Origin of the sequence: Pseudomonas sp. RC2C2 (assembly GCF_018390435.1) — a bacterium.
Lineage (GTDB): Bacteria > Pseudomonadota > Gammaproteobacteria > Pseudomonadales > Pseudomonadaceae > Aquipseudomonas > Aquipseudomonas donghuensis.
Genome location: NZ_JAHBAX010000002.1, coordinates 931,224 through 952,423, shown reverse-complemented (window position 1 = coordinate 952,423; position 21,200 = coordinate 931,224). Strand labels below are relative to the sequence as shown.

Here is a 21,200-nt window from a genome sequence, read left to right as displayed (position 1 = left end):
ACCTCGTTATCGAGGCCAACAACTGACAAAAATGCTAGGTGGCAGTCCAAACCTCATGCCTGTGCGTCCCTCGCGTATGCCAGAAGTAGCGCCAACAGGTACAATCGCGCCTTTGCGCACACTACCAAGGAACGCCGATGTCCGGCCTCGAACTGTTCGCCGCCGTGCTCGGCGTTATCGCCGTCTGGCTCACTGCCAAGCAGAACCCCTGGTGCTGGCCGATTGGCCTGGTGATGGTGCTGCTCTACACCTGGGTCTTCTATGACGTGAAGCTGTATTCGGACATGCTTCTGCAACTGGTCTATGCCGTGCTGCAACTCTATGGCTGGTGGCAATGGACGCGTCCGGACAGCGTGCGCGAGGCGCGCCAGGTCAGTCTGTTGCCGACGCATTCGGTTGCTTTTGGCCTGGGTATCGGCTTGCTCGGCAGCCTGGGCCTGGGTGCGGCCATGGCCACCTGGACCGACGCCGCCCACCCATGGCTGGACGCCGCCCTGACCGGTTTCAGCCTGGTCGCGCAACTGTGGATGGCGCAAAAGCGTCTGCAGTGCTGGCCGCTGTGGATCGTCCTCGATGTGATTTTCGTTGGCCTGTTCCTGTACAAGGCCATGTACCTGACTGCCGCGCTCTACGCGCTGTTCACCCTGATCGCGGTGCAGGGCTGGCGCGATTGGCGGCGTGACCCGGCGCTGGCCTACGCATGAAGGTCTTGGTACTCACGGGCCCTGAATCCAGCGGCAAAAGCTGGCTCAGCCATGAAATCCAGGCGCACTTCGGTGGCGAGCTGGTGGGCGAGTTCGTACGTCACTTCATTGACGAACAGGCACGCGATACCTGCTATGCCGACATCCCGACCATCGCCCGCGGGCAGTTGGCCTGGGAAGACGCGGCCCGCGCCCGGCAGCCGCATCTGCTGATTCTCGATACCCACCTGTTGAGCAACATGCTCTGGAGCCGCACGTTGTTTGGCGATTGCCCGGCGTGGCTCGAAGCGGCCTTGTTGGCGCGCCATTATGACGTGCACTTACTGCTCAGCCCCGAGTCAATTGCCTGGCACGACGACGGGCAACGCTGCCAGCCGCAACTGGCCGAACGCCAGGCGTTTTTCCAGGCTACCGCTGACTGGTTGGCGCTGCACCAGCTGCCATATCAGGTGGTGCAAGGCGACTGGGAGCAGCGCCGGTGCGCGGCATTTGCAGCGGTAGAGCGCTTGCTCAAGGCCTGAATGGCCGCCCTCTGCAGCCAAATGTCCATTCCTGAAACACTGGTCACTGCACAAACCCGCGATCTAAAGCGGCCCCAGTGCGCGTACGCAACAGTGTTAAACACCTGAAACAGCCACGGTCCGGGCCCCTTGATGAGCGCAGGCGCGCGCTGGATCCATGTTTGTACGCCATCTGCGTCTCAATGGCGTTACACGAAATTTTCACAATTGCGCTCAATAAACTCAAACCGTTGTTTTTCCGCGACAAATTGAAACCGGCACACCTTCTGCTCTCTTCCTCGCACCGCTAAGTACGGCCTGCGCACTCGAAGAAGGAATTGCCATCGTGGGAAAGATTGATAAGGGTATTTATCGCCTCCTGCTGGTCGGATGTGCATTGGGGTCAAGCTTGAGCTGGCCCGTCCAGGCCGAGAACGGGATCATCGTGATTACCCGCGATGTGCAACCACGCAACGCCATGCGTCCCCCCCTGGCTCCCGACCCCTACCCGACCACCGTCAATACCAACCCGTCGGCACACGTTCTCAAGCAAACCAACGAGTTGAGCGATGGCGACTTTGCCTCGATCAGCAGCGGTGCCGGCATCAATGTCCTGGTCACGCAACAGACCAATAACCTGGGCGGCAACATCAACAACCAGACCCAACTGCCCAACCTGGCCGGCGGACGTTCCGGCAACGCCGGCAACGGCATCTCCAACATGGTCAATTCAAATATGCAAAAAGGCCTGGCGCCCCTGCAGATCCTGACCGGAGGCCAATGAGATGAAGCACTCGCTGCTGATTCTGGCCATGTTTTGCAGTGCCCCGGCCTTCGCCCAGCCCCCAGTGATCAACAACGCCACCATCGACAGTTCCGGCACGCATTACCAAGGCAACCTCACAGTCAACCAGGCTGCCGGCGATCAACAGCAACAGGCCAACGCCCGGGCCTTCGCCATTGGCCATGGCGCCAGCGCAAACACCCAGATACGTCAACGCCTGCGCAGCCCTGGCGACCCCGCGATCGCAGCCCAAGCCAACATCCAGGGCAATGCCTTCAGCCAGGGCAGCGGCGCACTGGGGGTCAACCAGAGCGCCGGTGCCAGTACCCAGCAAGCCAACGCACTGCGTATCAGCATCAGTGCGCAGCCACAAAGTATCGACGACAGCGTCCTCATGCAGCAAAACGTGGCGCTGCTCAACAACTCCGATCCAGCTGACGCTGCACCCGGCTATCGCCAGGTCACCACCAGTGACCAGGCCTTCACCGGTAGCCGTGGGGTGATTCAGTTGAATCAGAGTGCAGGGGTGGGAAACCGAACGGCCAACACCCTGAGCATACGGGTCGCGGACTGACCCAAATAGTTAGGAACAACACTTAACCTAAAATAAAGTACGGAGAATCACCATGAAACCCTCGATGGCACTCAAGCCTCTGGTGTTCGCAATTGCTGCGGTCATGGCTGTTGCTGTACAAGCTGGGCAGAATGATCGGCGTGGCAATGACCATCATCACAATGGTCACCACAACAACGGTCACCACACCCCTCCTCCAACCAAGATCCCTGTCTATGCGACTGCCAATGCCAATGATAGCCAGCGCAGCACCGGCAACCGCATCCACAACGAAGGGACCGAGAACTCAGCCGAGATGACCGATTCCGCCGAAGGCTCGAGCGGCAACGTCGGTGTCAACGTGGCGGCCGGTAACGGCAACCAACAAGACAACGCCGCGGCCATCGCCAACGCTCAATCCGAATCGAGCGTTGACAACACCTTCGTCTTCGGTACTGCCGAAGCTACCGCCCGCGTCACGCAATACAGCAACAACAACAAGGTCAACAACTGGTCGACGCAAAACTCTGCGGTCATGAGCGGATCTGCCAGTGGTGCCAACGGCAACGTCGGTATCAACATTGCGGGTGGCGACCTTAACCAACAGAAAAACACCATGGCCATTGCCAATACCAATGCGCCACTCGGTAACGCAAGAGCCACCGCCTCTGCCAATCAAAACGGTCCTGGCCTGACTGTCAACAACTACGCCGATCGGGAAACCCGTCTGGATACGCTGACCTTTACCAAAACCATCAGCGGTTCGTCTTCTCGCGAAGGCACCTTCGACGCCAGTGTTGATAAGAGCGCTTCGTCGAGCTCCAGTGCCAGCGGTTCGCGCAGCTCTGAGGCCAGCGGTTCGAAGAGCTGGAGTGCCAGCGGTTCCAACAGCATGACTGCCAGCGGTTCCAACAGCTCGAGTGCCAGCGGCTCCAACAGCTCGAGTGCCAGCGGTTCGGGCAGCTCGAGTGCCAGTGGTTCCCACAGCTCGAATGCCAGTGGTTCCAACAGCCGCGATACCAGCGCAACCAGCAGTGCTTCTCTGGACGTCGCACTGAACGCCGCCGCCGAGGCTGCCCGGTCCGTTACCACGGATGATGGCCGTCGCGAACGCACCCGCAGCCAAGAAGCCAGTGCATCGCTTGATGTAACGCTTAATGCATCGTTCGATGCATCGCGCGAAACTTCGTTCGACTCTTCGTTCGACAGATCGCGCGACTCGTCGTGGGATAAATCGCGTGACTATGCGTACGACAAATCGCGTGATTCTTCCTACGATAGATCCCGTGATTCTTCTTACGATAAGTCCCGTGACTCTTCTTACGATAAGTCCCGTGAATCTTCGTACGATAAATCGTCGTCCTCCTCGTTCGAGAAAGCCTACGAAAAAGCTTCTGAGTCTTCGAGCTCCATCTCGAAAAGCTACAGCGAAGCCGACTCGTTTGAGCTGAGCAACAGTGTTTCCTTCCAAGTGCTGACTCCAATTGGCTGGGCAAACCCTGTGACCAACACTGCAACCCTGAACGGTTCGGTTAATGGTGGCAGTGGCAACCTGGGCGTCAACGTAGCTGCTGGTGTGGGCAACCAACAAAGCAACTCGCTGGCCATCTCCAACACCTCGATGTAATTGCCGTGGCCTGGAGGCCCCCTTCGGGGGGCCTTTTTTCACTACCAGCAGGGGGGTGTCGAACATGCGCATTATCGTCTTGGCGTTTTTTCTTTGCCTGGCCAGTCTGAGTGAAGCTGCACAAATGCCACTTTCCGTGTTGCCGGGTGGTGCGGTGATATTCAAGCCCATCCAAAGCGTACGCGAGCGCAAATTCGCCGACCTTGTGCAACAGAAAACCGACTTCAGTTGCGGCGCCGCTGCCCTGGCGACCATATTGCGCCAGGCCTATTGGCTGGACGTGAATGAAGAACAGATTATCGAAGGCATGCTGGCCCACGCCGATCAGGACCTGGTCCGTGTCCAGGGCTTCTCCATGCTCGACATGAAGCGTTATGTCGAAAGCCTGGGCATGCGTGCCCGCGGTTACCGGGTAGCCGTCGAGACCTTGCACACCATCCGCATTCCGGTGGTGGTGCTGATGGACATCCGTGGCTACAAGCATTTTGTGGTCATGCAAAAAGTTCACAACGGCTGGGTATACATCGGTGATCCGGTGCTTGGCCATAAGCGCTTCAAAGTCGACGATTTTGTCAAAGGCTGGAACGGCATCATCTTTGCCATCATCGGCCAGGGTTACGACAAGACCAATGCCCTGCTCGACCCGCCGCTACCGCTTACCGCCAAGAACCGCATCAACACCTTCACTCCGGTGCAAGACGCCGAGCTGATGGATTTCGGATTCATCCCAAGCGACTTCTTCTAATGACAAGGGAGCACGAAGCTCCGGGAGCATCCAATGAAGACTTCAATCTGGCTCGCCGTGCTTTGCCTGGCCACCAGCCTGCCAACCCAGGCGCAGACGCTCAAACCCATTGAACTGAAGGATCAGGAACTGGCAAACCTGCGAGGCCGCTTTGTCATGCCGGGGCGGATCATCAGCTTTGGCATTGTCATGAGCAGCACCTGGCAAAATGCCAATGGTGAAGTCATCGGCGCAACGTCCTCGATGCACATTCAACAGTCGACCATCACGCCACAATTCTATGTGTCAATGATCGACGAAAAAGGCACGGGCTCGGCGCGTTCGCAAAACACCGGGACCGGCACCGTCACCGGTGGCAGCGGCCTCAGCAGCACCGAAGGCGTGACGCAGATCGTGCGTGCTGCCGGTGACAACAACAGCGCCTACAACAACGTTGATATCAACGTCACCAGGGCCAACCAGGCGCCAGCAACCGCAACCCAACCACAAGGCCAGGCACTGGCCGCAGGCTCGACGCTGGTCGGCGCCAACGGCGCAGGCTCGCTGAGCATTTCGTCCACCGGCAGCGGTGTGCAACTGAACATCGTCGCCAGCAACAACCAGGGCAGCACCGTGCAGCGCCTGGCTCAGGGCGGGCTGATGCAGAACACCACCTTGCTCGGCGCTGGCAACCAGGTCAGCAACCTCACCTCTCTGAATGTCGTGCTACGTGACAACGTGCCGACCGCCGGGGCGCTGAACGGCAACCTCGATCAGCTCAAAGGCCTTCGCACGCTCGGATTCTGATCTACGCTCAGTCTCACCATCCGAATGCAGAAGGGACGGCTAACCCATGCACCGATCGATGACGTTCAGGGCTATCGTCTGTTTGAGTAGCCTGGCTCCAGCCACATTGCTCTACGCAGCCGCCGACCCCCAGGTCGAAGCACTAAAACAAGAACTCATGGAGTTGAAACAGCGTTACGAAGCACAGCAGCAAGCGCTGATGGTCCTCGAACAACGCGTTCGCCAGGTTGAAGAAGCACCTGCCACACCTGCCCCCAAACGTCTGACTAGGTCCCCTGCCGAGACGGTCAAGGGTGGCCAGACCGTGGCATCCGGTGCGCCGGGTACCACCGGCAGCTCCTACGGCCAGTCGCTCAAAGACGATTCGGAGCCTGCACAAAGCGTTTCCAACCTGTATGACGAAGCCAGCGGCTTTTTCGGTGGCGGCAAGTTCAGCGTCGAAACCGGCCTGACCTACACCCACTACGATACTCGGGCATTGGTCCTCAACGGTTTTCTGGCACTGGACTCGATTTTCCTCGGCAACATCAACCTCGACCGCATCAAAGCGGACAACTGGACCCTGGACCTGACGGCCCGCTACAACCTGGATCAGCGTTGGCAGTTCGACATCAACGTCCCCGTGGTCTACCGCGAATCCACCTACTCCTCTGGCGGCGCAGGTGGCGCCGGCCCGGTTTCATCCGAAGCGACCGTCAGACGCGATCCCACCATTGGCGATGTCAACTTCGGCGTTGCCTACAAGTTTCTGGATGAATCGGAAAACCTGCCCGACGCAGTCGTCACCCTGCGGGTCAAGGCCCCCACCGGCAAGGAGCCTTATGGCATCAAGCTGGTCAACGACCCCACCAACGACAACTTGTCGGTGCCCGAAAGCCTCCCCACCGGCAATGGTGTCTGGGCGATCACACCAGGTATTTCGCTGGTCAAGACCTTCGACCCTGCCGTGCTCTTCGGCAGCCTGTCCTACACCTACAACATGCAAGACTCGTTCAGCGATATCAGCCCGACGATCAACACCAAAGTCCCGGGTGACGTGAAGCTTGGCGACTCCTGGCAGATCGGTGCCGGTATTGCCTTTGCCTTGAACGAGAAAATGAGTATGTCGTTTTCGTTCTCCGACCAGTTTGCCAGCAAAAGCAAGATCAAACCCGATGGCGGCGACTGGCAGTCGGTTCCCAGCAGCGACTACAACGCGGCAAACTTCAACATCGGCATGACCCTTGCCGCTACCGACAACCTGACCATCGTCCCCAACCTGTCCATTGGACTGACCGACGACGCGCCAGACTTCTCCTTCAGTCTGAAGTTTCCGTACTACTTCTAATCCTCGCGCCCACGAAAAAGCCCGCTTCAGCGGGCTTTTCCAGCGGTGCTCAACGAATTTGATGCTTATGCAACAGCCGGTAGAACGTAGGCCGGGAAACCCCCAGTACCTTGGCGGCAATACTCAAGTTGTCGCTGTGCCGGTTGAGCACATCGCATAAAGCCTGGCGCTCAGCCCGGTGCTTGTAGTCTTCAAGGGTGCCCATGCTCGGGACGAAAGCATGCGGGCTGAGCAGCCCCAGGTCCTGAGCCTCGATCTGCCGGCCCTCGGCCAAAACCAGACCTCGCCGGACCCGATTGGCCAGTTCACGTACATTGCCCGGCCAATCGTGCTTGCCCATCGCCACCAAGGCATCCTCGCTGAAGCTGCGCGGGCGTCGCCCGGTTTCCAGGCTGTAGAAATGCGAAAAATGGCTGGCCAGCATCGACAGATCGCCGTGGCGGTCTCGCAGCGGCGCGGTGACGACCTGCAGCACATTGAGGCGGTAATACAAGTCTTCGCGAAAGCGCCCGCTGTCGATGGCCTTTTCCAGGTCGACATGGGTGGCGGCCAAAACCCGCACGTCCACGGCAATCGGCTGGCTGCCGCCCACCCGCTCGATATGCTTCTCCTGCAAAAAACGCAGCAGGTTGGCCTGCAGCTCCAGTGGCAGATCGCCGATTTCATCGAGAAACAGGGTGCCGCCGTTGGCCGCTTCAATACGGCCGATCTTGCGTTGATGGGCGCCGGTAAAGGCGCCTTTCTCATGGCCGAACAGTTCGGACTGGATCAGGTGTTCGGGGATCGCGCCGCAATTGATCGCCACGAAGGGCTTGTCGTGGCGCTGGGACTGGCGATGCAGGGTCCGCGCCACCAACTCCTTGCCGGTACCGCTTTCGCCGCGGATCAGCACCGGTGACTCGGTGGGCGCCAGCTTGCTCAGCAGCTTGCGCAGCTCGCGGATCGGATGGCTATCGCCCAACAGTTCATGCTCGGTCTCGTCGACATGCACGTTGCCCTTGCCTCGCAGGCGCGCCATGCCAAAGGCCCGGCCGAGGGTGACCTGCACCCGCGAGACATCGAACGGCAAGGTATGAAAGTCAAAAAACCATTCGCAGACAAAATCGCCGACATTCTGCGCCCGCAGCTCTTCGGCGCTCAAGACCGCGATCCATTCGGTGTTGCTGCGGCTGATCAGGTCCTTGACCGCATCCGGGGGCTGCAGGTGCGAAGCCTGCAAGCGCAACAGGCCTACGTCGCAGGGATGCTCAAGGGCCGAAGACAAGGTACAGCTATGCACATCCCAGCCCACACTGCGCAAGCCTGGCAACAGGCGATGACAGTCATCGCACGGATCGACGATCAGCAGGCGGCGGTTGGATGCAGGCTCTAGCATGACCTTTTCCTTGGCGCCAATAGTTGAAATTTTAAGTAGAAACAGTGTGTTGGCAGGCCCGTTTTAACAGTAGCAACGATGCGTCAATATCCCACTACCGTCTGTCTGTTGGGAAGGCGCGTTGGTCGCGGATTTCGGGTCAAAAGCGGCGCCGCAACGAGCTGGATACCGGGGCGGTATCACTGCGGCCACCGTGGGGGATTATGCAGTCAAGCGCATGGGCATTCCGTACTCAGCGAACCAGCTGCCGGCGCTCGGGCAAGGCGGGGTCCAACTGGCCAGTTGCAGGTTGGGCCGCATTTGGACAACTGGAGGCGACAGCACATTTCCGAGCCGAAACGGAATAGAAAGCACCGGCCGGGCAAGTAAAAGAGAAGCGATACCATTTACCGTCTTTAAATAAACAGTTGTAGTATCGCGTACAGTCGGTTGGATTAGGATGGTTTCCTGCCCCGGCCGCGGCACAGTCCACCTGAACTTGCTCATTGCTAATCCCCCCAGACGAACTGCAGCCAGCCAACCAGGCGAGAGCTGATACCGCGATTAGCCGACCCAGAGTACGGTATGCGGTGTTGCGCGAACGGTATGACATGATGCACCTCATTGCTTCGTGGATGTTCGTTTCAATCTCACTGACTTGATTCAGCCGGCAGGCTTTGTGCGTGTCAGAAACCAACCGCCAGCATTGATAGTGTTGTAATCACAACGAAACGTGTTGGCCGAACCCACCTCATAAATACGCACGGCGCCGGGGCATTGGCCAAGCTGGTTGGCGGCCATTTTCGGGTAGGCAGGAATCCGCACCGTCGCACGCTCAAGGGTATCGGCGAGGTTATTTTCCACGGCTTCGAGAACTGAAGGTGACGGCAATAGCTGCTTCGTTGATATACCTTGGCTCATCCCGCCCCCTGTCATGAGTGCATGAGCACTCTGGCTGGCCTTATTCAACGCCCCTTCCTAATTGGCCGCTACTGACAAAAAGTGCCAGGTAGCCAACATGGACCGATGAGCGGTATTAAAATATTTTCAAAAGAAGTGTGACTTGCCCCCCGGTCGGGTGCATCAGTACAAGTAACTCACCGCGGCGCAAACAGGCGCGCGGGTTTATTCCATGTTTGGGCCCACAGAGAGACCGAACCCATGAACGCCCCGCTGCGTGTCAACGAAGCCCTGCTGATTGCCGACCACGCCTTTGAACCTTTCCAGTGTGTTGCCTGGGATGTACCCAACGGTACCGGCGAGTTGAGCCTGGCAGTCATCGACCGGACCAGCACCCGCATTGGCAGCAAGCAAGTTCCTTGCAGCACCTACTCCGACCCTGCGCAACTGGCTCATTTGATTGAAGAAGTTCGTGCCGAGTTGAGCGAGAAAGGTTATGCGCTGCAGCCTTGGTCGATGCCCAAGTAAAGAGTGTTTAATTGCCAAAGGCGCTGTATTCGCGCACGCCTTTGGCAACGTTGCTATAACTCGCGGGACAAACTGCGACACGTGGCCGCAATTGTTTTTATTGATGCCAGGTTATCCACCGAGCACCGCCAGTGTCTCCAGGTGCTGGTAATCGGCATGCAGTTGTTGCGCAAGTAACTGTGCCCTTCCCAGCTTGACCGGCGAACTTTCGATATCCACCAACAGCGATTGGCAAGGCAGCGGCTGCAGCGCCTGCCAAGCCTTGAGCCGGCCATCCGTCACGATCAGGCATCGCTGCAGTTCTGCCGGATAGCGTCGTTGACGCGCCTGCAGCCAGTCCCGTGCCTGCTCCAGTGCCGCCAGCAATGGCGTACCGCCGCCCGCCCCCAACGCCTCCAGCCACGGCTGCAAGCTCGCCGATGCTTTCAGCCCGTGGCGTTGCCAACGCGGCGCGTTACCGCTGGCGGTGAGCAGGGTCAGCCGCGCACGACGGCGGTAGGCCTGATCAAAAAACTCGCCAAGCATGCCCTTGGCCCGGCTCAGGGCCTGGTGGCGGCGGGTTGACGCCGAAGCATCGACAATCACCAGCCACAACTCATGGGCGCTGGCCGTGCGCTGTTGCCAGCACAGGTCGGTGCGCGTGCGCGGGCGGCCCTTGAGCAAGGTCGCGGGCCAGGCCACCGCGCCGGATGCAGCCTGCTTGCCACGCCCACGCGGGCCTGCGGCAAGTGCTCCGGGTCGGGGTTTGGCATCCGCGCTGGTGTGCCGGCGGATGCTCAGGGCTTTTTTGCCCAGCTCGGTACCTCGCGCCGGGCGCCGCTCGGGGTGGCTTGTGGCGCCAGTTCGCCCCATTGACCCTGGCCTTGCTGGCCGGCCGATGGCGGCATCGCCGCACCGTTTTCTGGCGCTTGCGGTTGTGGCGCGGGGGCTTCACGGCGGCGATGGCGCAAGGCGAATTCGGCCACGGCATCGATATCCTCGGCTTCGATCGCCGGCGCACCACGCCAGGCCGCGTGGGCCCGGGCCGCCCGCAGCCAGACCAGGTCGGCGCGCAAGCCATCGACGCCAGCGGCAAAGCAGCGCTCGGTAATCTGCGCCAGGGCCTGGTCATCCAGGGCAATCTGCGTCAAACGTTCGCGAGCACCGTGACAACGCTCGCGCAGGGCCGCCTGAGCGGGCGCCCACTGGGCACAGAACGCCTCGGGATCACTGTCGAAATCAAGGCGCCTGCGAATGATCTGGCCACGGGCTTCGGGCAACGGCTGGCCTTCGAGCACGACATTAAGGCCGAAGCGGTCGAGCAGTTGCGGGCGCAACTCGCCCTCCTCCGGGTTCATGGTGCCTATCAGCACGAAACGGGCGCTGTGGCGGTGGGAAATACCGTCGCGCTCGACCCGGTTGGTGCCACTGGCAGCCACGTCCAGCAACAGGTCGACCAGGTGATCCGCCAGAAGATTGACTTCATCCACATAAAGCACGCCGCCGTCGGCCTTGGCCAGCACACCGGGGGAGAATTGCGCCTTGCCTTGGCCCAGTGCCGCATCCAGGTCAAGTGTGCCAACCAGGCGCTCCTCACTGGCGCCCAAGGGCAAGGTCACGAACGGCCCCTCGCCGAGCAAATCAGCCAGGCCCCGGGCCAGGGTGCTCTTGGCCATGCCGCGCGGCCCTTCGATCAGCACGCCGCCGATCTTCGGGTCGATGGCGGTCAGGCACAACGCCAGCTTCAGCTGATCGGCGCCAACCACGGCGGCCAGGGGGAAGTGTGCAGGTTCGCTCATCTCAATTCTCTTCTTCGCCGTCCAGCAGCTGTTCTTCCAGGGCTTCGCGGTACTCGCCGGGCTCCTGCCAGAGCCCGCGCTGCTGGGCTTCGAGCAGGCGCTCGGTGATGTCGCGCAGCGCCTCGGGGTTGTGCTGGCGGATAAAATCGCGGGTCGGCCCATCGAGCACGTAGGCGTCGGCCAGCGACTGGTAATGGTGGTCGTCGATCAGGTGCGTGGTGGCATCGAACGCGAACAGGTTATCGACGGTGGCGGCCAGCTCGAAGGCACCTTTGTAGCCGTGGCGCTTGGCCCCGTCGATCCACTTGGGGTTCAGCGCCCGGGCACGGATCACCCGGTTGAGCTCTTCCTTGAGGGTGCGGATGCGTGGCCGGTCGGGCTGGCTGTGATCGCCGTGGTAGCTGGCAACGTTGTTGCCGCTCAGGCTTTCCACGGCGGCGAGCATGCCACCCTGAAACTGGTAGTAGTCGTTGGAGTCGAGCAGGTCGTGCTCGTGGTTGTCCTGGTTCTGCACCACCGCCTGCACCTGGCTCAGGCGCAGGGCAAAATGCGCGCGCGCCGGCGTGCCGTCATCGGCTGCACCATAGGCATAGCCACCGTGATTGAGGTAGACCTCGGCCAGGTCCTGGCGCTCGTTCCACAGGCGCCCGTCGATGGCATTCTGCACACCCGCGCCATAGGCGCCCGGCTTGGCCCCGAACACCCGCCAGCCGGCCTGACGGCCCGCCTGTTCGGCGTCCAGGCCCTGGGCCAGCAACTCGGCGCGCTCGCTGCGCACCTTGGCCGCCAGGGGGTTGAGGTCATCCGGCTCATCCAGCGCCGCCACCGCCTGCACAGCAGCATCGAACAGTTTGATCAGGTTGCCGAAGGCATCGCGGAAGAACCCCGACACCCGCAAGGTGACGTCCACCCGGGGGCGGTCGAGCAGGCTCAAGGGCAGGATCTCGAAATCGTCGACGCGCTGGCTGCCGCTGGCCCATACCGGCCGCACGCCAAGCAGGGCCATGGCCTGGGCAATATCGTCGCCGCCGGTGCGCATGGTCGCCGTGCCCCACACTGACAGGCCCAGCTGGCGCAGGTGATCGCCATGGTCCTGCAGGTGACGCTCGAGAATCAGGTTGGCCGAGGCAAAGCCGATGCGCCAGGCGGTGGTGGTCGGCAGGTTGCGCACATCGACGGTATAAAAGTTGCGCCCGGTCGGCAGCACGTCCAGGCGCCCGCGACTCGGTGCGCCACTCGGGCCAGCGGGCACGAAGCGCCCGTCCAGGGCCGCGAGCAGGCCATGCATTTCTGCCGGGCCACAGCCATCCAGTTGCGGTGCGACCTGATGCTCCAGCGCCTCGACAATGGCCTGCACCTGCACCCATTCGGGGCCGCCGGCAAGCTGCACGCTGCCATCGAGGGTCTGCTCGATCAGCTGGCTGGCATACCGCTCCAGGCGCTCGCGGGTATCGCCTGCGGTACGCCACAACGCCGCATCGAGGTCGGCCAGCAGCGCCGGGCGCGGGCCCTGCCAGGGCTGGCCAAGGTCGCAATCGAGCGGATCGAAGCCCAGCTTCAGCGCCCTGGCCAAGGCCCGCAACAGGCTACCGTTGGCCCCGCGCCCATCGCCCCGCTCAACCCGCAACAGGGCCAGCAAGGTGTCGATGCGCAGGCGTCCGCTCGGGGACTCGCCGAACACATGCAGGCCATCGCGGATCTGCGACTCCTTGAGGTCGCACAGGTAGGTGTCCAGGCGTGGCAGCCACACCGCCGCGTCGTCCAGCGCGCCTTCGATCTGCAGTTCACGGTCGATATGGTTGTCGCGTACCAGCGCGAGGATATCGCGCTGCAACTCCCGAGCCCGGCGCGGGTCGAGCAGTTGCGCCTCGTAGTACTCGTCGGCCAGCAGCTCCAGGTTGCGCAATGGCCCGTAGGTTTCGGCGCGGGTCAGCGGCGGCATCAGGTGGTCGATGATCACCGCCTGGGTGCGGCGCTTGGCCTGGGCACCCTCGCCCGGATCATTGACGATAAACGGGTAGATGTTCGGCAGCGGCCCGAGCAAGGCGTCCGGCCAGCAGCTGTCGGACAGGCCGACGCCTTTGCCGGGCAGCCATTCCAGGTTGCCGTGCTTGCCGACATGGATCAGCGCATCGGCGGCAAAGCCGTGACGCAGCCAGAAGTAGAACGCCAGGTAGCCGTGCGGCGGCACCAGGTCGGGGTCGTGGTAGACCGCGCTCTGGTCCAACTGGTAACCCCGTGCCGGCTGGATGCCGACGAAGGTCAGGCCGTAGCGCAGACCGGCGATCATCATCCGCCCGCTGCGGAACATCGGGTCCTGGCTCGGCTCGCCCCAGCGCTCGCGCACAGCCATCTGGTTGGCCTCGGGCAAAGCGGCAAAAGCCGCCAGGTAATCGTCCAGGGCCATGCTCTGCATGCACGGGCGCAGGTCAAGGCTGTCCAGGTCGTTGCTGACGCCGCCGAGCAGGGCCTGGATCAGCGCCGTGCCGCTGTCGGGCAAGGGTGCCACGGGATAGCCCTGAGCCTGCAAGGCGCGCAGGATGTTCAGCGCGGCGGCCGGGGTGTCGAGACCCACGCCGTTGCCAATGCGGCCATCGCGGGTCGGGTAGTTGGCGAGGATCAGCGCCACGCGTTTCTGCGCGTTGGGTAGCTGTGCCAGGTCGCACCAACGCCGCGCAAGCTCGGCGACAAAGTCCATGCGCTCGGGCTGGGCCCGGTAGCAAACCACATCGCACTGGCTGCGCTCACTGCGCCAGGCCAGGTCCTTGAAGCTGATCGGCCGGGTGATGATGCGCCCGTCCAGCTCCGGCAAGGCGATGTGCATGGCCAGGTCGCGGGCGCCCAGGCCTTGCTCGCTGGCCTGCCAGGCCGGCTCGTTGTCCTGGGCGCAGATCGCCTGCAACACCGGGATATCGCGGCGGAACGGGCGCAGGTGCGGCTGCTCGGGGCTGGACTGGGCAAAGCCTGTGGTGTTGATGATCAGCGCCGCGTCAACCTGGTCCAGCCAATCCTCGACCTGTTGCAGGCAACCTGCCTCCTTGAGGCTGGCCACGGCAATCGGCAAGGGGTTGAGGCCGGCCCGTTGCAAGCGCTGGCAAAAGGTATCGATAAAGGCAGTGTTGGCCGCCTGCAGGTGCGAGCGGTAGAACAGGATCGGCACCACCGGCTGCTCGACCTGCCACTCGTCGAACCAGTCCTCCAGCACCGCAGCGGCCTTGCGCGGGTGATACACCGCAGTGCGCGGCAGCTGCTGCGGCTCGCTCCAGGGGTAGTCGCCCTGCAGGTACTGGCTGGCCAGGCAGTTGAACAGGTTCAAGGCGTTGGCCTTGCCGCCCTGGCGCAAAAAGTGCCAGAGCCGTTCGGCCTGCTCGGCCGGCACCGTGCTCAGGCGGGTCAGTTCCGGGTCCGGCCGGTCGTCGCCCGGCACCAGGATCAGTTGCACGCCACGGGCGGTCAGTTCCAGCAGTTGCTCGACACCATAGCGCCAGTAACCGACGCCGCCGTGCAGCGACACCAGGATGACCTTGGCATGGCGTAGCACCTGGTCGACATACAGGTCGACCGAGGCGTGATTCTGGACCTGCATCGGGTTGGCCAGACGCAGGCTGGGGAACGCCTCGGGCAGCTGCTGGGCGGTTTCGGCCAGCAGCGCCAGGTGCGAGTCACCGCTGCAGAGGATTACCAGCTCGGCCGGGGTCTGGCCGAGGTCGGCAATACTGTCGTCCGGTACAAAGCCACCGGGCTGGGTCCGCAGCAGGTGCATGGGTCAAGCGCCCAGAGCGGCGCGCAGGCGCGCTTCCAGTTGTGCCGCATCCAGTTCCTGGCCGATCAGCACCAGGCGTGTGGTGCGTGGCTCTTCGCTGCGCCAGGCGCGGTCGAAGTGCCTGTCGAAACGGGTCCCCACGCCCTGGATCAGCAGGCGCATCGGCTTGCCCGGGATCGCCGCAAAACCTTTGACCCGCAGGATGCCATGCTGCACCACCAACTGGGTCAGGGCATCGAGCAGCAGGCTTTCGTCGGCTTGCGGCAGCTCGATGGAGATCGAGTCAAAGGCGTCGTGGTCATGGTCGTCGTGATCGTCGCCATCGTGGTGCGAATCATGGTGAGTACGGCGGCCATCGATGTGCGCCTCGGACTCGGCGCCCAGGCCCAGCAGCACCTCCAGCGGCAGGCGGCCGCTGCTGGCTTCGATCACCTTGACTGCCGGTGGCAGCTCTTCTTCGACTTCGGCGCGCACCTTGGCCAGGTCACCGGCGGCAATCAGGTCGGCCTTGTTCAGCACCACCAGGTCGGCGCTGGCCAATTGGTCGGCGAACAGCTCATGCAACGGCGATTCGTGGTCCAGGTTGGGGTCGAGCTTGCGCTGGGCATCGACCTGCTCCGGGTAGGCGGCAAAGGTGCCAGCGGCGACGGCCGGGCTGTCGACCACGGTGATCACCGCGTCGACGGTGCAGGCGTTGCGAATCTCCGGCCACTGAAAGGCTTGCACCAAGGGTTTGGGCAGGGCCAGGCCGCTGGTTTCGATGAGGATATGGTCCAGATCGCCACGGCGGGCCACCAGCTCGCGCATCACCGGGAAGAATTCTTCCTGCACGGTGCAGCACAGGCAGCCGTTGGCCAGCTCATAGACACGGCCGTTGGCTTCTTCTTCGGTGCAGCCGATGCTGCACTGCTTGAGGATTTCGCCGTCGATGCCCAGTTCGCCAAACTCGTTGACGATCACCGCGATACGCCGCCCCTGGGCGTTGTCGAGCATATGCCGCAGCAGCGTGGTCTTGCCCGAGCCGAGGAAGCCGGTAACGATGGTGACGGGGAGTTTGGCCAGTGTTTTCATGTCGATGCCCTTGGCAGGATGGCGGGCATGCGGGACGAGCGCCAACGGTGTCACGCACCTGGCCTGTTCGCCACCGGATCACCCCGCCCGGTTGAATGTCGGAAACTGTCCGAGGCAGGTCTCCTGGCTTGCATTGCACCGGCGCCCGGGCCAGTCGAACGACGCCTTCCCGCAGGGTTGCAGTGGCTGTGTCGAACGCTTCAATGCTTACAGTTGCGGGGGCAGCCGCGGCTTGAACCGCGTTCCCGTCTTAGCTTCGGCCAGCGCCGAAGAACCTCGAAGCGGCTAGGCTACGCAGTGCCCGGTGAGCGGTCAACTGCTGTCACGATTGACGCCTGCCCGCGCCCGTGATTTGCTAAGGCCATTCGATTGGGTGCCCCTTGAGGGTGAAACTGGGAAACCGGTGCGTCATATGCTTCTTTATTGAGGCGCATGACAAGTCCGGTGCTGCCCCCGCAACGGTAAGTGAGAAAAGCGTCAGAACCACTGTGCCCGCTGTTTGGCATGGGAAGGTGACGCCTGTGGTGTGGCCACCTGCCCACCCTCACCAGCCCGGAGACCGGCCCAACGTTTGACTGAACAAACCCGCGGTGGGCGGGCGCTGTTGCAACCCCTGGGCGAACCTCGTGCAGGGGTTTGCTGCGCTTGCCTGTTGCCGACAACACCAAGAGGAAAGCGCCATGCGTACCAGTACCGTCAGTAATGAAGCCGTTACCCCTTCAAGCCTCAGCCAGCGCCTGCTGGTTGCCGTCGGTGCCTCGCTGCTGGGCCTGTGCCTGGTGTACTTCGCCGGCTTCTCGCACATCGAAGCAGTGCACAACGCCGCCCACGATACCCGCCACAGCGCCGCCTTCCCTTGCCATTGAGTGCTGCCCCGATGATCAAGCGTATTGCCAGTACCGCAGGCTTTACCGGCCTGCTGGCCGCCCTGCTGCTGACCCTGCTGCAAAGCTTCTGGGTCGCGCCGCTGATTCTCCAGGCGGAAACCTATGAAAGCGCCGCGCCTGCGGTCGAGGCGCCCCATGAACATGCCGCCGGTACCGCCGAGCATCATCACGACAGCGAAGCCTGGTCGCCGGAAGACGGCTGGCAGCGAGTGCTGTCGACCACCGGCGGCAACCTGGTGGTGGCGGTCGGTTTCGCCCTGATCCTCGCCGCGCTCTACACCCTGCGCGCACCGAAGACCGTGATCAGCGGCGCGCTCTGGGGCCTGGGCGGCTTTGCCGTGTTCTGCCTGGCGCCGACCCTGGGCCTGCCCCCGGAGCTACCGGGTACTGCTGCCGCCGACCTGGCCCAGCGCCAGGCCTGGTGGGTCGGCACGGCTGCCGCTACCGCCGTCGGTCTGGCCTTGATCGTGTTCGCCCACAACTGGCTGCTGAAGATAGTCGGCGCAGTGTTGCTGGTAGTCCCGCATGTGCTTGGCGCGCCACAGCCCGAAGTCCACCAGATGCTCGCCCCAGAAGCCCTGGAAGCCGAGTTCAAGGTCGCCTCGCTGCTGACCAACGCCGCGTTCTGGCTGGCCCTGGGCCTGATCAGCGCCTGGCTGTATCGCCGTTCGAGCCAGCCCTGAGGATGCAGCTGTACCTCGGCCTGGGTTGCCGTCGCGGCTGCCCGGTCGACGCCCTGAGCGCCCTGCTCACGCGTACTCTGCTCGCCCATGACCTGCCGCCCGGCGCGGTCGTGGGCCTGGCCAGCATTGACCTCAAGCGCGACGAACCCGGCCTGCATGAACTGGCCCGGCGCCTGGACGTGCCGCTGGTGTTTTTCAGCGCGGCGCAACTGGCCGCCTTCGAACAGCGCCTGAGCCACCGCTCGGCCGTGGCCTACCAGCACAGCGGTTGTTACGGCGTCGCCGAAAGCGCCGCCCTGGCCCTGGCCGAACAGCTCGGCAGCCCGGCCCGCCTGCGGGTACCGCGCAGCCTGCAGGCCGACGCCAGCCTGGCATTGGCCTGCGCCACCGATTTTCGCCGATAATCGGCACTTTCCCAGCAAGGACTCTCCATGACCGTCTATTTCATCGGCGCCGGCCCCGGCGATCCGGAGCTGATCACTGTCAAGGGCCAGCGCCTGATCCATCGCTGCCCGGTGATCATCTACGCCGGCTCCCTGGTCCCGGCCGCAGTGCTGGAAGGCCACCGCGCCGAGACGCTCATCAACAGCGCCGAACTGCACCTGGCGCAGATCATCGACGCGATCAAGCGCGCCCATGACCAGGGCCAGGACGTGGCCCGGGTGCACAGCGGCGACCCGAGCCTGTATGGCGCGATCGGCGAGCAGATCCGCTACCTGCGCGAGCTGGGCATTCCCTACGAGATTGTCCCCGGCGTCACCGCCGCCGCGGCCAGCGCCGCCCTGCTCGGCTGCGAGCTGACCTTGCCGGACATCGCCCAGAGCGTGATCCTCACCCGCTACGCCGACAAGTCACCGATGCCGGCCGGCGAGCAACTGGCCGATCTTGCCCGCCACCAGACCACCCTGGCGGTGCACCTGGGGGTCAAACACCTGGCGAGGATCGTCGAAGAACTGCGCCCGCACTACGGCGATGACTGCCCGATCGCCGTGGTGCACCGGGCGACCTGGCCGGACCAGGACTGGGTGCTGGGGACCCTGGAGACGATTGTCGAGCTGGCCGCGGCCAAGGATTTTCGCCGTACCGCGCTGATTCTGGTAGGCCGGGTGCTGGGCAACGATACCTTCTCGGAGTCGGCGCTGTACCGCGCCGGCCACGCCCACCTGTATCGGCCCTGAGCGTATACACTGACGATTTCCCCCTGCCTGCGAGGACCTGAGCATGCTCGAACTGCGCCCGAACTGTGAATGCTGTGGCTCTGATTTACCCGGCGATAGCCCGGATGCGTTGATCTGCTCGTTCGAATGTACCTTCTGCCGTGATTGCGACGAGCGTCAGCTCAAGGGCCAGTGCCCTAATTGCGGCGGTGAACTGGTCAAGCGCCCGGCCCGCTCGGCGGCCAAGCTGGTGAACAACCCGGCGTCGACCCAGCGCATCGTCAAGGAACAGGGCTGCCCGACACATTGAGGTGAGCCTGATTGGCAAGGCATGGCCTTGCATCGCCGGCAAGGCCGGCTCCCACAGGATCGGCAAGCACCGACGTCCTGGCCTTGCTGTATGGATTCGACCACCAAGGGGTAAACCGTGGATATCTTCGAGCGCCTGAAACAGGCCGCCAGCGCCGATTGGCACAGCTATGTCGAACACGACTTCGTTCGCCAGATGGGTGCCGGCACCCTGGCGCAGCCAGCGTTTCGCACGTACCTGGTGCAGGATTACCTGTTCCTGATCCAGTTCGCCCGCTCCTGGGCCCTGGCCGCCTACAAGAGCCGCACCCTCGCCGATATCCGCGCCGCCCAGGCAGGGCTGGCGGCAATCCTCGACGAAACCGAGCTGCACGTGCGCCTGTGCGAGCGCTGGGGGCTGTCGCCCGCGGACCTCGCGGCGACCCCAGAGCACCAGGCCACGGTAGCCTATACCCGCTTCGTGCTGGACTGCGGCGCCGCCGGCGACCTTCTAGACCTGCACATAGCCTTGGCGCCGTGCGTGATCGGCTACGCCGAGATTGGCCGCAACCTGACGCCGAACGGTGTCCAGGCGCTGGGCGATCATCCTTATCGCGAATGGATTGGCGAGTACGCCGGTGCCGGTTACCAGGGCGTGGCCACCGCTGCCCGCGCGCATCTGGATGAGCTGGCGGCCCGGACCATGACCGAACGGCGATTCGAGGAACTGGTCAAGGTCTTCGCCCAGGCCTCGCGGCTGGAAGCGGACTTCTGGCAGATGGGGCTGGAGGCGGCTGGGCAGTAATCTAGAAGCAACTCCACAGGTCAGTAATCGTAGCGATCCACCGCCCTGCGCCGCTCGTTGTCATCGCGCATGTCGTAGTTGGCGGTGGTCTGGATGTTGGTGTGGTGGGCAAGCTTTTGCGCGATCGACAGGTCATGCTCCTCGATCACCCGGGTGATGAACGAGCGGCGAAAATCGTGGGGCATGATCTTTACCCCGACCTGGGTGCCGCGCTGGCGGGCGATGTAGTAGATCGCGTGCTTGGTGATGCGCTCGCGGGTAATGTGGCTGCCACGGCGGATCCGGTTGAACAGGAACTCATCGTCGGCCTGCCCTTCAGGCAACTGCTCGCGGCGAAACGCCAGCCAGGCGTTGAGCTTTTCAAAGGCCCAGGGCGGTGCGTACTTGATCAGTTGCTTGTTGCCCTTGCCCAGCACCTGCAGGCTGCGCTCATCAAAGTCCACCTGGCTCAAGGTCAGATTGACCGACTCGGACTTGCGCATGCCGGTGCCATACAACAAGGCAATCACCGCCGCATCGCGCAGGCCCTGGGGCCGCGGGTCGGCGGCGCAGGCGTCCATCAGTTCGCGGATCAGGCTGCGCTTGAGGTTGCGCCCGACCGGCAATCGAGCGCCTTGGGTTGGCTTGACCGTGCGGATCTTGAGCAATTGCTCCTGGCTGATCAGGCTCAGGCGCCAGGCCTCGTTCATCACCCCGCGCACCGCGTTGACGTAAAGCGACGAGGTGTTCGGCGCATAGCCGTCGGCGCGCAAGGCCGCTACCAGCGCGGTGACATGCCCGGGCTCAAGCTGGTGCCAGGGCACCTCGGCGATGTCGCAATCCTCGAAGCCCAGGCGGTCGGCGGCATCCTGGAGGATGTACTTCATGGTCAGCTGGCTGGACGGCGCCAGGCGGGCGAGGTATTGCAGCAAGGGGTTTTGCAGTGAATCGGACAAACCGGGAATCCTGTAGAGCGCAACA

General features: G+C 62.8%; 23 protein-coding genes and 2 riboswitches. Of the genes, 15 read left to right on the top strand and 8 right to left on the bottom strand.

Annotation, left to right across the window (positions count from 1 at the left end; genetic code table 11):
- The first annotated feature begins 137 nt into the window (after positions 1 to 137).
- From pnuC to fapF, 8 genes are all read left to right on the top strand, one after another.
- Positions 138 to 704: a nicotinamide riboside transporter PnuC gene (gene pnuC, locus KHO53_RS23050; RefSeq protein ID WP_010222050.1), complete on the top strand. Its 567-nt coding sequence runs from the start codon at positions 138 to 140 to the stop codon at positions 702 to 704.
- Positions 701 to 1,225 (top strand): AAA family ATPase, encoded by a 525-nt coding sequence (locus KHO53_RS23045; protein WP_159388538.1) that lies wholly within the window; start codon positions 701 to 703, stop codon positions 1,223 to 1,225. The genes pnuC and KHO53_RS23045 overlap by 4 nt, the downstream gene beginning before the upstream one ends.
- Before the next feature lie 325 nt (positions 1,226 to 1,550).
- Positions 1,551 to 1,988, top strand: a complete 438-nt coding sequence (fapA, locus tag KHO53_RS23040) for a functional amyloid chaperone FapA (protein WP_213570924.1) — start codon at positions 1,551 to 1,553, stop codon at positions 1,986 to 1,988.
- A 1-nt stretch (position 1,989) separates the two neighbouring features.
- Positions 1,990 to 2,562 (top strand): fibril amyloid subunit FapB, encoded by a 573-nt coding sequence (gene fapB / locus KHO53_RS23035; protein ID WP_010222047.1) that lies wholly within the window; start codon positions 1,990 to 1,992, stop codon positions 2,560 to 2,562.
- Between the two features lie 52 nt (positions 2,563 to 2,614).
- The gene (fapC, locus tag KHO53_RS23030) at positions 2,615 to 4,168 is read left to right on the top strand and encodes an amyloid-like fimbrin subunit FapC (protein WP_036995819.1); all 1,554 of its coding nucleotides are present in this window, start codon (positions 2,615 to 2,617) and stop codon (positions 4,166 to 4,168) included.
- Between the two features lie 64 nt (positions 4,169 to 4,232).
- On the top strand, positions 4,233 to 4,913 hold the full coding sequence (fapD, locus tag KHO53_RS23025; RefSeq protein WP_010222045.1) for a fibril amyloid maturation endopeptidase FapD: 681 nt from the start codon (positions 4,233 to 4,235) through the stop codon (positions 4,911 to 4,913).
- Positions 4,914 to 4,946: 33 nt separating this feature from the next.
- Positions 4,947 to 5,699 (top strand): fibril amyloid subunit FapE, encoded by a 753-nt coding sequence (fapE, locus tag KHO53_RS23020; protein WP_010222044.1) that lies wholly within the window; start codon positions 4,947 to 4,949, stop codon positions 5,697 to 5,699.
- Between the two features lie 46 nt (positions 5,700 to 5,745).
- On the top strand, positions 5,746 to 7,026 hold the full coding sequence (gene fapF, locus KHO53_RS23015) for a fibril amyloid transporter FapF (protein ID WP_010222043.1): 1,281 nt from the start codon (positions 5,746 to 5,748) through the stop codon (positions 7,024 to 7,026).
- A 49-nt stretch (positions 7,027 to 7,075) separates the two neighbouring features.
- Here fapF and KHO53_RS23010 read toward each other — a convergent pair whose 3' ends face one another.
- From KHO53_RS23010 to KHO53_RS23000, 3 genes are all read right to left on the bottom strand, one after another.
- Positions 7,076 to 8,401, bottom strand: coding sequence for a sigma-54 dependent transcriptional regulator (locus KHO53_RS23010; RefSeq protein ID WP_010222042.1), 1,326 nt, complete (start codon positions 8,399 to 8,401; stop codon positions 7,076 to 7,078).
- Between the two features lie 232 nt (positions 8,402 to 8,633).
- Positions 8,634 to 8,993, bottom strand: a complete 360-nt coding sequence (locus KHO53_RS26070; RefSeq protein WP_189638163.1) for a carbohydrate-binding module family 14 protein — start codon at positions 8,991 to 8,993, stop codon at positions 8,634 to 8,636.
- Between the two features lie 50 nt (positions 8,994 to 9,043).
- A complete protein-coding gene (locus KHO53_RS23000) occupies positions 9,044 to 9,349 on the bottom strand; it encodes a hypothetical protein (RefSeq protein WP_213570923.1) in 306 nt (101 codons plus the stop codon).
- 192 nt (positions 9,350 to 9,541) lie between these two features.
- Here KHO53_RS23000 and KHO53_RS22995 point away from each other — a divergent pair, with 192 nt between their 5' ends.
- Complete coding sequence (locus KHO53_RS22995; RefSeq protein WP_100782718.1) at positions 9,542 to 9,808, top strand: DUF1652 domain-containing protein; 267 nt, start codon at positions 9,542 to 9,544, stop codon at positions 9,806 to 9,808.
- Positions 9,809 to 9,919: 111 nt separating this feature from the next.
- Here the strand turns inward: KHO53_RS22995 and KHO53_RS22990 are convergent, their stop codons facing one another.
- The 4 genes from KHO53_RS22990 to cobW form a co-directional block, all read right to left on the bottom strand.
- Positions 9,920 to 10,489 carry a vWA domain-containing protein gene (locus KHO53_RS22990; RefSeq protein WP_397386664.1) on the bottom strand — a complete coding sequence of 190 codons (570 nt, stop codon included), beginning with the start codon at positions 10,487 to 10,489 and terminating at the stop codon, positions 9,920 to 9,922.
- 95 nt (positions 10,490 to 10,584) lie between these two features.
- Positions 10,585 to 11,586, bottom strand: coding sequence for a magnesium chelatase ATPase subunit I (locus KHO53_RS22985; RefSeq protein WP_213570922.1), 1,002 nt, complete (start codon positions 11,584 to 11,586; stop codon positions 10,585 to 10,587).
- Between the two features lies 1 nt (position 11,587).
- Complete coding sequence (gene cobN / locus KHO53_RS22980; protein WP_213570921.1) at positions 11,588 to 15,349, bottom strand: cobaltochelatase subunit CobN; 3,762 nt, start codon at positions 15,347 to 15,349, stop codon at positions 11,588 to 11,590.
- A gap of 3 nt (positions 15,350 to 15,352) precedes the next feature.
- Positions 15,353 to 16,420 carry a cobalamin biosynthesis protein CobW gene (cobW, locus tag KHO53_RS22975; protein ID WP_010222033.1) on the bottom strand — a complete coding sequence of 356 codons (1,068 nt, stop codon included), beginning with the start codon at positions 16,418 to 16,420 and terminating at the stop codon, positions 15,353 to 15,355.
- 96 nt (positions 16,421 to 16,516) lie between these two features.
- Positions 16,517 to 16,714, bottom strand: a riboswitch (cobalamin riboswitch).
- A gap of 59 nt (positions 16,715 to 16,773) precedes the next feature.
- Positions 16,774 to 17,002, top strand: a riboswitch (cobalamin riboswitch).
- Positions 17,003 to 17,100: 98 nt separating this feature from the next.
- On the opposite strand from cobW, the gene KHO53_RS22970 reads away from it, so the two are divergent.
- The 6 genes from KHO53_RS22970 (at position 17,101) to KHO53_RS22945 (ending at position 20,240) form a co-directional block, all read left to right on the top strand.
- On the top strand, positions 17,101 to 17,286 hold the full coding sequence (locus tag KHO53_RS22970; protein ID WP_010222032.1) for a CbtB domain-containing protein: 186 nt from the start codon (positions 17,101 to 17,103) through the stop codon (positions 17,284 to 17,286).
- An 11-nt stretch (positions 17,287 to 17,297) separates the two neighbouring features.
- Positions 17,298 to 17,990, top strand: a complete 693-nt coding sequence (locus tag KHO53_RS22965) for a CbtA family protein (protein ID WP_213570920.1) — start codon at positions 17,298 to 17,300, stop codon at positions 17,988 to 17,990.
- A 2-nt stretch (positions 17,991 to 17,992) separates the two neighbouring features.
- On the top strand, positions 17,993 to 18,394 hold the full coding sequence (locus KHO53_RS22960; RefSeq protein WP_159388533.1) for a cobalamin biosynthesis protein: 402 nt from the start codon (positions 17,993 to 17,995) through the stop codon (positions 18,392 to 18,394).
- A 27-nt stretch (positions 18,395 to 18,421) separates the two neighbouring features.
- On the top strand, positions 18,422 to 19,168 hold the full coding sequence (gene cobM / locus KHO53_RS22955; RefSeq protein WP_213570919.1) for a precorrin-4 C(11)-methyltransferase: 747 nt from the start codon (positions 18,422 to 18,424) through the stop codon (positions 19,166 to 19,168).
- 43 nt (positions 19,169 to 19,211) lie between these two features.
- The gene (locus KHO53_RS22950; RefSeq protein WP_036995828.1) at positions 19,212 to 19,457 is read left to right on the top strand and encodes a DUF1272 domain-containing protein; all 246 of its coding nucleotides are present in this window, start codon (positions 19,212 to 19,214) and stop codon (positions 19,455 to 19,457) included.
- Positions 19,458 to 19,574: 117 nt separating this feature from the next.
- Positions 19,575 to 20,240, top strand: a complete 666-nt coding sequence (locus tag KHO53_RS22945; RefSeq protein ID WP_010222026.1) for a TenA family protein — start codon at positions 19,575 to 19,577, stop codon at positions 20,238 to 20,240.
- A 20-nt stretch (positions 20,241 to 20,260) separates the two neighbouring features.
- Here KHO53_RS22945 and KHO53_RS22940 read toward each other — a convergent pair whose 3' ends face one another.
- Entirely contained in the window at positions 20,261 to 21,175 is a 915-nt protein-coding gene (locus KHO53_RS22940; protein WP_010222025.1) for a site-specific integrase, read from the bottom strand.
- Positions 21,176 to 21,200 lie beyond the last annotated feature (25 nt).